Genomic DNA, 10,064 nt, shown 5'->3' with positions numbered 1-10,064 from the left:
GCGCTGAAGGATGCCGGCACGTTTGCCGCAACGATCACGCCTTTGGCCGACAAGCTGGGCGCGGCGATCGGCGCCAGCCGTGCGGCGGTCGATGCGGGCTATGTGCCCAACGATTACCAGGTGGGCCAGACGGGCAAGATCGTTGCGCCCGAAATCTATGTCGCGGTCGGCATCTCGGGCGCGATCCAGCATCTGGCGGGGATGAAGGACAGCAAGACCATCATCGCGATCAACAAGGACGAAGATGCGCCGATCTTCCAGGTCGCCGACCTCGGCCTCGTCGCCGACCTGTTCACCGCGGTGCCCGAACTCACCGCCAAGCTGTAACCCCATCCTCCCCCGCAACGGGGGAGGATTACAGGCCCGAATGAATGGGGCGCAATCGGGGCTTGAACGATTGCGCGCCCGACCTGCGGCGTGCGGCACGGCCGCGGGCATAGGGTGATCCCTCGGCCAGCAGGTCGAAAGCGGCGATTTCCTCCAGCGGCAGGCTCAACAAGAACCCCTGACCCATACCGCAACCCATCGCGGTCAGCGCGGCCTGCTGGTCGGCGGTTTCGATGCCTTCGGCAACAACGGTCAGTTCAAGATTGGCCGCCAGGTCAAGAATGGTGCGCACGATCTTGCGGCTTTTCGGCTGATCCATCGCGGCGACAAAGGCACGATCGATCTTGATCGTGTCGAACGGCAGTGAATGGAGATACGACAGCGACGAATAACCGGTGCCGAAATCGTCCAGGCCGACGCGAATGCCGATTTCGCGGCATTGTTCCAGCACCCGCCGCGTGCGTTCGGCATCGAGCACGGCAACGCCTTCGGTCACTTCCAGCTTCAGGCACTGCGCCGGAACCCCGGTTTCCATGATGACGCTGCGCAGATAGGGGATGAAGTCGGGCTGCAGGAACTGTTGCGGCGCGATATTGACCGCCACCCACGGCATTCCGGCATCGGGTGCGGTGCCAAGCGCCAGTTGTGCATGCAGCCGCGCAATCGCCCGGCAGGCCTCGCGCAGCACCCAGTCGCCGATGAAGATGATCAGTCCGGTGGCCTCGGCCGTGGGGATGAAATCCCCCGGGGCGACCAGGCCGCGTTCCGGATGGTTCCACCGCACCAGCGCCTCGTATCCTTCGACCGTGCCCGCAGACAGATCGAGGATCGCCTGGAAATGCAGCACGAACTGGTCTTCGCGGATCGCCTCGCGCAGATCGCGTTCCACCGCCATGCGATCGCGCACCGCCGAACCCAGCAATGGCGTGAACGTCACGGTCTTGCCACGACCACCCGCCTTGGCCTCGTACATGGCGAGATCAGCGTCGCGCTGAATTTCATCATAGTCGTGGTACGATGCATTGCTGCGGGCGATGCCGATCGATGCGCCGATCGCCACTTCATCCCGTCCGATCGAAAACGGCAGGGCCAGTTCGGCCTGCAGCGCGTCGGCGATCACCTCGGGCAGCCGGTCATCGGTCACGTTTTCGAGCAGCACCACGAATTCGTCGCCCCCGGTGCGCGCGAGCGTGGCACGCGTCCGCAGCGCGCGGTCGGCGCCCTTGGGGCGGACCGACGACGGGCGCCATACGCTTTCCCCGCCGACACAATCGTCGATCGCATCGCGCAAGCGCGCCGCCGTTGCCACCAGCAGGCAATCCCCGGCATGGTGGCCCAATTTGTCGTTGACGCCCTTGAACCCGTCGAGATCGATGACCAGCACGGCGAGGCCCTTGCCCTTTGGCGGCAGGCGCGCAAAGGCACTGCTGGCGCGTTCGTTCAGCAGGACGCGGTTGGGCAGCGTGGTCAGCGGATCGTGCAGTGCATCGCGCAACAGCGCCTCGCGCGCGTGCTCGCGTTCGGCAACACGGCCCAACTGGATACCGATCTGGGCAATGGTTTCGACCACCACTTCGCTGGCTTCGATCGTTTTGCGCGCATAGAATTCGTAAACCGCAACCACTTCGCTGCCCGCCATGATCGGAAACGCGCAGCCTGCAACCACACGACAATTGATCGCCGCCTCGCGCCTGATAAAATTATCGTCGGTGCGCACGTCGTTGACCCAGTGGGCGCGGGGTTGGGTGATCACCCGGCCGGGCAAGCCGACCCCGCGGGCAAAGCTGATGTCGCGCGATACTTCGACAAAGGCCATCAGGTGTTCGGGATTGGCCACGTGCCAGCAGTCGCAGGCCACGGCCTCCTGCATCGAACGTACTAGATAGGCATTGCCAAAATCCCAGCCCATTTCCGCGCAGATTTCGCCCAGCGCAAACGCCATCGCCTCGGTCAGTGTTTCGGCGTGGTTGGCGCGTTCGGTGATACGCTGCAGCAGGGCAAGAAAGCGTTTGCTTTCATACAGTTCGCGCAAGCCGTTTTCGGCGATTGCCTCGGCGGCGTGGCGCGCCTTGCGTTCGCGGAGCAACTGGCGTTCCAGCCGTTCGAGTTGGACTTTGTCCGCCGGGGGCACCGGAAATGGCAGCATGTTCATGGCAGCCAGCGCACCGCCAGACGGCACAGCGGCTGACCGTCCATCATGCAGGTCAGATGGTCCACCATCACGCTCTCGCCAAACTGGTCCGATGCGCCCAGCACAAACCCTTCGGCCAGCGCGCACAAATGCCGCGGCGATTGATAGCCGATGATCAGCGCGCCATCCTCGTGGTCGGTGACGTGAAAATGCGGGCACGCCGCGCCCGAATAAAGCTTGCGCACTTCGGGATGGATGATCGTGTTGACGCTGCCGACAAAGCTGCGGGCATCGCGGTGCGGGGTGAACATGTGGGCATAGCGCGCGGCCAGCAGCGGCATCGCGCTGCGCCCGAACCCGCGCAGCACATCGGCATGGGATTGTCCCAGCAGCGTTGCCGCCGTATCGACCAGCGCCAGGACTTCGGCATCGGGGTAGGATCCCAGCGAGGTATAGACCCCGCTGACCCCTGACACCTCGATCATGTCGGCCCAGGCATGTTCCCCGTGGGCGCCTGTCACGACTTCTTCGAGAAGATTGAAAATGATGACTTTCATCGCGGCTTGGTCCCTTGGCCCGGCGGATGTGGGCATGCGCTGCACTGCCACCGCCAAGGTCGCAGGCGCCTTAACACATGGCCGCGCATCACTGCGGACGAGCGCGTGGCGATGGTTTAACCATGTTTTGGGAAGTCGCACTTTGTCGTGGCGCACGATATGGATGCCCGCTGCATAAGCGGGTCTTTACAACCTGCGCGGCAACGCCGAGGCAGGGGGCCGCAAAGACACGATGGATCGCATTTCGGAGACAGGCATGCGCAACAGGGCGGGTGGGAATTCAGGCAGTCTGTTTGCGGGATTGCTGCGCGACAACCCCTTGCGGCGCAATGCGGTGATCTGGGTGGCGGTGATGATCGCGGCCATTGCCGTGCTGGGCTTGGCGCTGACCGGATCGGGTGCCTGGCTGGTGCTTGTGGCGGCGGCGGCAGGCCTGCTGATCCTGTCGGTGATCGACCTGACCCAGACCGAGCACAGCCTGCGGCGCAATTTTCCGGGCGCAGCCCGGGCACGCTGGTTTTTCGAAAGTTTGCGGCCGTTTTCGCGATCCTATCTGGTGGAGGGCGATCTTGATGGCCGGCCGTTCAGCCATGAAGAGCGCGATCTGGTCTATGCCCGCGCGCACGGCAATGCCGATGCGCATCCCTTCGGAACCGAGCTGGACGTCTACTCTGGCGAATATGAATGGCTGGCGCATTCGATGCTGCCCAATCCCGAGGCCGATGCGGCGATGCGGGTCATGGTCGGATCAAGCCAGTGCGTTCAGCCCTATTCGGCATCGCGGTTGAATGTTTCGGCGATGAGCTTCGGGGCGCTGGGGGGGCGCGCGATCGAAGCGCTGAACCTGGGCGCAAAGCTGGCCGGGTGCTACCACGACACCGGCGAAGGATCGATGTCGCCCTATCACCTCAAGCACGGCGGCGATGTCGTGTGGCAGGTGGCCTCGGGCTATTTCGGCTGTCGCGACGCAAAGGGCCATTTCGACCCGGCACAATTTGCCGACCATGCCGCAAACCCTGCGGTCAAGATGATCGAGATCAAGCTGAGCCAGGGGGCCAAGCCGGGCCATGGCGGGGTCCTGCCGGCGGCCAAGGTTACCCCCGAGATTGCCGCAACGCGCGGTGTGCCGCTGGGCCAGGATTGTGTGTCGCCCGCGCGCCACAGCGCATTTTCCACGCCGGTGGAGCTGATGGAATTTGCCGCGCGCCTGCGCGAACTGTCGGGTGGCAAACCGATTGGTCTGAAGCTGTGCGTGGGCAATCCGCACGAGGTCTTTGCGCTGTCCAAGGCCATGCTCAAGACCGGGATCCGGCTGGATTTCATCGTGATCGACGGGGGCGAGGGCGGGACCGGCGCGGCACCCGAAGAACTGTCCGACCGGGTCGGCATGCCCTTGCGCGAAGGGCTGATGATTGCGCGCAATGCGCTGGTCGGCGCCGGGCTGAAAGCCGAGGTGCGGCTGGGCGCGAGCGGCAAGGTCACCTCGGGCGCGGGCGTTGCGATCAATGCCGCGCTGGGCGCGGACTGGAGCAATGCGGCACGCGCGTTCATGTTTTCGATCGGCTGTATCCAGTCGCTCAAATGTCACACCGGCCTGTGCCCCACCGGCATTGCCACGCAATCGCCCGCCCGGCAGCGCGGCCTGGTGGTCGAGGACAAGGCGCAGCGCGTGGCGCGGTTTCACGGCGCGACGATCAAGGCACTGCACGAGATCATCGTGGCCACCGGGCTCGACAGTCCGTCGGACCTGCGCCCCTATCACTTGCGTCAACGCATCAACGTTGCCGAAATGCGCCAGTTCGACGAAATCTATCCGTTTGCGCGCACCGGCGAACTGGTTGACGGCACCGACAACGCAATGCTGGCGCGATGGTGGAATGCCGCCAGCGCCGATACCTTTCGCAGGGTCGATGAAGACCGCCTGAGCCTGGTCTAGGCGCCGGTTACCCCCAGCACGGCCAGCGTCAGCACATCGATCGCGGTGCGGATCGCGCTGGTGTGGTCGGGCGCGAACAGCGGTGAATGGTTCACCGGCAGCGGTTTGCCCTCAGCCTTGAAGCGGTCGATCGTGGCCTGGGGATAGCCGCCGATGGCAAAATAGACCGAATGCGGCATTCCTGCGCCAACGAATTCGGAATAATCCTCGCTTGCGGTCCAGCCTGCGCCGGTTTCGGGCACCAGGATCACCCGGTCATCGCCCAGTGCCGATTTCAGCCGCGCGGCCGTGGCCGCGGCCAGCGCCGGATCGTTGATCACCGGGTTTGACGTGAAGCTGTGGCTGATGTCGGGGGCAGGGGCGCGCGCCATTTCGGCCGCGGCGCGCGCGGTGCGTTCGACGCCGGCATTGATCACCTTGCGCACATCGGGATCATAGCTGCGCAAGGTCAGTTGCAGATCGGCATGGTCGGAGATGATATTCGATACCGATCCCGCGTGGAACGATCCGATCGTGACAACGCCGAATTTGAACGGGTCCTTTTCGCGCGCGATCACGCTTTGCACGTCGGTCACGAAATGCGCCGCCTCGACAATCGGGTCGATCCCCTTGTCGGGCATCGATCCGTGTGAACCGACGCCCCTGAATGTGATCAGGATGGTGTCGACCGCCGATGTCGTTGCGCCCTGTTTGACATGCACCGTGCCCGCAGGCGAGGGATCGACATGCGCGGCAAAGCCGAAATCGGGCTTGGGAAAACGCGTGAACAGCCCATCGGACAGCATCGCCTTGGCCCCCGACACTTCTTCCTCGGCGGGCTGTCCCACGAACACCAGCGTGCCATGCCAGCGCTGTTTCAGCGCGACCAGCGCCTGGGCCGTGCCAAGCCATGCCGCCATGTGATTGTCGTGCCCGCACGAATGCGCAACGAACGTCGTGGTGCCGTCTTCGCGCGTGGCGGTGGCGCGGCTGGCATAGGCCAGTCCGGTCTTTTCCTCCATCGGCAGGCCATCAAGTTCGGTGCGCACCATCACCACCGGGCCGGCGCCATTGTGCAGCACCGCGACGATCCCGGTCCTGCCGACATGTTCGGTGACCTCGAACCCCAGCTTGCGCATGCGCGCGGCCAGGATTGCGGCGGTGCGGTTTTCCTGAAAACCCAGTTCGGGATGGCTGTGCAGATCACGGTACAGTGCGTCGAGTTCGTCCCAGTTGCGATCGATCACGGCATCGATCGCACCGGTCTCGGCCGCCGCGGCCGCAACGGGCAGGGCGCTGACAGGCAGGGCAATGGCACAAGCAGCGGCCAGCAACAGCATCTTAGGCATCGGGCAATAATCCGCGTGTATGGGGTGGGTTGGGCACAGCATCGTGCACAGGTTGGCGACGGGTCGTCAATGGATAGCCGGGGCGGGCAAGCGATGGTCGTTGATACACCGGTGCGGGGCGCTGACAGGACACAGAATATTCGCGACATCGTCGTGCAGGCGGTGTGCGCGGTCATGCTGGTTGTGGCCGGGTTGCAGCTGTTTGCGCCCCTGGTGCATCCGGCCATCCTGGCGCTGCTGACACTTGCCCCCTGGGTGCTGCTGGTCATGGTGTTGTTCGGCAACGGCGCCTACCTGCTGAATGGGCCAAAAGGCCACACCGTTGTTTTGGGCACGTTTGCGCTGCCGGTCGTCCTGTTCCTGGGCACTGTGCTGCAATGGCACATGATCGATTGGCGCGGCCCTGTCAGCTGGGCGGTGGGCAGCGCGGTGGGATTTGCCATGCTGGCAACGATGGCCGATGCCAGCGCACAGGCGGCGCGGCCCGACGTGGTGCGCAATGTGCGCGCCGGCAATTGGCTGGGCGTGCTGATTGCCGGGGCCTTGCTCGGCTGGTCCGCACTGACCCTGATCAATGCCGGCGGCCCATCGCGGCCGGCCGATGCGCATGGCGTGACGATTGCGCGCAAATGGGTGTCGGGCGGAAAATCGCATACCCCCTATTTCGTGTTCGCCAACGCGCCCGACCTTGGCATCACCGATTTCGTCGCGCCATCGGGGCTGTTTCGCCGTTCTGCGCCGGGCGACCGCGTGTGCCTGGTTATCCACACCGGCGTGTTGGGGTGGCGCTGGTACGATGTGGCCGAACGCACGGCCTGTGGTGATCCCGTGTGGGGCCTTCACACCGGTTGATCGGTTCGCGGCCGCCGGTGTGCGGCAAAAATATCCGCCAGATTCGCACCGATTGCGTCGTTGCAAACCATTGTGCGGCGCATTTTCGGCGTGGTGTGATGCATATTTTCCACCCTTGTTGCGGGCACGCACCACCGCAAACGGCCGAAAACTCATGATCGGTCGGGCAGATCTCGACCGCAACCCAAGTCTATACGCCGATAGCCGTATAGTCCGCGCCAGCACAGCGGGCGTAGCGATCAGAACTGATCAGCGGCTTTTATAAACATCCCGCGATCCGGTTCGGTTTGGGGCCACAAAAGAACCAATGAGGGACATTGCAATGAAGACATTTCTGTTCACGACAACGGCGCTTGCGCTTGTCGCGCCGGTCGGCGCCTATGCTGCCGAGGCACCGGCACCCGCTGCAGAGACCCCTGCGGTGGCGCCCGACATCATCGTCACCGGAACGCGCACCACCGGCACCCGCGCTGCCGACAGCTCTGCCCCGATCGAATTGATCGGCGCATCATCGATTGCCAACGTCGGGCAACAGGATCTGACACAGGTTCTGGCGCAGTCGCTGCCATCGCTCAACTTCCAGTCATTTGGCGGTGACACCGCCAACCTGACATTGACTGCCGCGCTGCGCGGGATCAGCCCCAACGACACGCTGGTGCTGATCAATGGCAAGCGTCGCCACACCACGTCCAACCTCGCCGTGCTTGGCGGCAGCCCCTATTCGGGCAGCGCGGCCGTCGACCTGTCGTTCGTTCCGACCGCTGAAATCGGCCATATCGAAATCCTGACCGACGGCGCCGCTGCGCAATACGGTTCTGACGCGATCGCGGGCGTGATCAACATCATCACCAAGAACGCCGACCATGGCGGCTCGATTGCGGTGACCGGCGGCAGCGATTACCAGCACGGCGGCGAAACCGCCGGAGCCAGCGCCAATTTCGGTTTCAAGCTGGGCGAAAAGGGTTTCTTCAACGTTACCGGCGAATACAAGTTTCACAATTTTACCCAGCACGGCAATTACGACCGCCGCCTGTTCAACCCTGATGGCACGTTGAAAGCGTCGGACAACCCGGTCGATGTGGCCGGGGTGCAACTCAATCCCAAATATCCCAACGTCAACACCATCAACGGCGATGCGCGGTATTCGCTTTACAACCTGGCGTTCAACGCCGGGTACGATCTGGGTGACAGCGCGCAGCTGTATGCGTTTGGCAGCTACGGCAACCGTTTTGCCAAATCCTATGAAAACTATCGCGTTCCCACCAAAGTACAGGGCATTCCGCAGGGCAGCGAAACCGTCAACTATCCGCTGCCCGAAGGTTTCCAGCCGCTGGAAAGCATTCGCGAAGAAGATTTTTCGCTGACCACCGGTATCAAGGGCGACGTGTCCAAGTGGCACTATGACCTGTCGCTGACGTATGGTCGCGACTCGGTCGGCCTGTCGACGCTCAATTCGGCCAACCCGGCGCTGTTTGCGCAATTGCAGGCCGCCACGCCAACGGTGCTGACCGATCTGCAGCGCAATTTTTATGACGGGCAGCTGGTCAACAACGAATGGGTCGGCAATCTCGACATCACGCGCCAGTTCGATGCCGGCCTGGCCAAGCCGATCACGCTGGCGCTGGGCGGTGAATGGCGCAAGGATGGCTATTCGATCGGCCAGGGTGAATACGCGTCGTATGCGTATGGCGGCGCGCAGTCCTACCCGGGCTTTGCGCCCACCGATGCCGGTTCGTACAGCCGCACCGGGTATGCCGGGTATATCGACCTTGCCATCGATCCGGTGACCGGTCTGCATGTCGATGCGGCGGGACGCTATGAACACTTCTCCGACTTTGGCGGCGTCGCCACCGGCAAGTTCAACGCGCGGTACGATTTTTCGCCGGCGTTCGGTATTCGCGGCACCGTATCGAACGGTTTCCGCGCCCCGACCCTGGCAGAAGAATACTATTCGTCGGTCAATGTCGGCCCCGGCTCGACCTTTGGCCAGTTGCCGCCGAACTCCGATGCGGCGCAGCTGCTTGGCTTTCCCAAGCTGAAGCCGGAACGGTCGACCAACCTGTCGTTCGGCTTTGTCGCGCACCCGGCGCCCAAGTTGCAGATTACGGTCGATGCCTATCAGATCAAGATCACGCACCGCATCGTTGCATCGGGCGCTTTGTTCGGGTCGTCCGGCGGTTCGCCGTATGACGCCAATGGCAATCCGATCCCGGCCAACATCGTGTCGCAGGCGATCCTCAACGCGCTGACATCGCGCAAGGTCTCGCTTGCCGATGCAACCAGCTATTCGGGGATCAACATCTTCAGCAACGGCGCCGATACCCGCACGCGCGGCATCGAAGCGACTGCCAACTATGCCAGCGACTTTGGCGAAGCCGGCAAAGTCGACTGGAGCCTGGGGTTCAACTACAACAAGACCGACCTGACCAATATCGTCGGTCTGCCGGCTGCGGTCTACAATCCCGGCACCACCAGCCCGTTTGTCGCGCAGACGTCGCTGCTGGACCAGAATGCCATCGACGGCCTGACCACGGCGACACCGCGGGTCAAAGTGATTGCCGATGCGTTGTACACGCATGGGCCGCTGTCGATCAATTTGCGCGAAACGCTGTACGGCGCGACCAGCCAGCACGACAGCCCGAGCGGTTCGGGTGAGGGCCCCAACTCGGCGCTGTTCGCGATCGGCGCGACCGCGATCACCGACATCGATATCGGTTACAAGGTAACGCCTGCGATCCGCTTTGATATCGGCGCCAACAATGCGTTCAACAAACAGGCGCCCACGCTGCCGCTGGCACCGGGGCTTACCCGTCCGCTGAGCGGGAATGTCTACAATGCGCCGTCGTCGATCACCCCATGGGGTATCAACGGTGGCTACTATTACGCCAAGGCCACCTTCACGTTCTGAGAATGAATGTCTGATGGTGACAAGG

Annotated in this window: 7 protein-coding genes; 4 read left to right on the top strand and 3 right to left on the bottom strand. The window is 63.3% G+C overall.

All coding sequences use genetic code 11. The annotated features are described in order from the left end of the window. The coding region (locus G404_RS0106625; RefSeq protein WP_028640381.1) for an FAD-binding protein at positions 1 to 327 on the top strand (327 nt) is incomplete at its 5' end. Between the two features lie 28 nt (positions 328 to 355). Here G404_RS0106625 and G404_RS18345 read toward each other — a convergent pair. Then, positions 356 to 2,479, bottom strand: a complete 2,124-nt coding sequence (locus tag G404_RS18345; protein ID WP_084601094.1) for a putative bifunctional diguanylate cyclase/phosphodiesterase — start codon at positions 2,477 to 2,479, stop codon at positions 356 to 358. After that, positions 2,476 to 3,015, bottom strand: coding sequence for a heme NO-binding domain-containing protein (locus G404_RS0106615; RefSeq protein ID WP_028640380.1), 540 nt, complete (start codon positions 3,013 to 3,015; stop codon positions 2,476 to 2,478). Before G404_RS0106615 ends, G404_RS18345 begins: the two co-directional genes overlap by 4 nt. Before the next feature lie 256 nt (positions 3,016 to 3,271). Between G404_RS0106615 and G404_RS0106610 the strand changes: the two genes are divergently transcribed. Then, positions 3,272 to 4,951 carry an FMN-binding glutamate synthase family protein gene (locus G404_RS0106610; RefSeq protein ID WP_036520597.1) on the top strand — a complete coding sequence of 560 codons (1,680 nt, stop codon included), beginning with the start codon at positions 3,272 to 3,274 and terminating at the stop codon, positions 4,949 to 4,951. On the opposite strand, the gene G404_RS0106605 is transcribed toward G404_RS0106610, so the two are convergent. Further along, positions 4,948 to 6,279 carry an amidohydrolase gene (locus G404_RS0106605; RefSeq protein ID WP_028640378.1) on the bottom strand — a complete coding sequence of 444 codons (1,332 nt, stop codon included), beginning with the start codon at positions 6,277 to 6,279 and terminating at the stop codon, positions 4,948 to 4,950. The genes G404_RS0106610 and G404_RS0106605 overlap by 4 nt on opposite strands. A 93-nt stretch (positions 6,280 to 6,372) precedes the next feature. Between G404_RS0106605 and G404_RS0106600 the strand changes: the two genes are divergently transcribed. Continuing rightward, the gene (locus G404_RS0106600) at positions 6,373 to 7,131 is read left to right on the top strand and encodes a hypothetical protein (RefSeq protein ID WP_028640377.1); all 759 of its coding nucleotides are present in this window, start codon (positions 6,373 to 6,375) and stop codon (positions 7,129 to 7,131) included. 322 nt (positions 7,132 to 7,453) lie between these two features. Beyond that, positions 7,454 to 10,039 carry a TonB-dependent receptor plug domain-containing protein gene (locus G404_RS0106590; RefSeq protein ID WP_036520595.1) on the top strand — a complete coding sequence of 862 codons (2,586 nt, stop codon included), beginning with the start codon at positions 7,454 to 7,456 and terminating at the stop codon, positions 10,037 to 10,039. Positions 10,040 to 10,064: the final 25 nt, after the last annotated feature.

The sequence above is a fragment of the Novosphingobium acidiphilum DSM 19966 genome (assembly GCF_000429005.1).
Taxonomy (GTDB): Bacteria; Pseudomonadota; Alphaproteobacteria; order Sphingomonadales; family Sphingomonadaceae; genus Novosphingobium; species Novosphingobium acidiphilum.
The sequence above is the reverse complement of the archived record's forward strand: the minus strand, read 5'-3'. Positions and strand labels throughout refer to the sequence as shown.

Bases quoted from the DNA above. Each gene is read 5' to 3' on its own strand.
- G404_RS18345 (WP_084601094.1), bottom strand. From the start codon at position 2,479: ATGAACATGCTGCCATTTCCGGTGCCCCCGGCGGACAAAGTCCAACTC.
- G404_RS0106615 (WP_028640380.1), bottom strand. From the start codon at position 3,015: ATGAAAGTCATCATTTTCAATCTTCTCGAAGAAGTCGTGACAGGCGCC.
- G404_RS0106610 (WP_036520597.1), top strand. From the start codon at position 3,272: ATGCGCAACAGGGCGGGTGGGAATTCAGGCAGTCTGTTTGCGGGATTG.
- G404_RS0106605 (WP_028640378.1), bottom strand. From the start codon at position 6,279: ATGCCTAAGATGCTGTTGCTGGCCGCTGCTTGTGCCATTGCCCTGCCT.
- G404_RS0106600 (WP_028640377.1), top strand. From the start codon at position 6,373: ATGGTCGTTGATACACCGGTGCGGGGCGCTGACAGGACACAGAATATT.
- G404_RS0106590 (WP_036520595.1), top strand. From the start codon at position 7,454: ATGAAGACATTTCTGTTCACGACAACGGCGCTTGCGCTTGTCGCGCCG.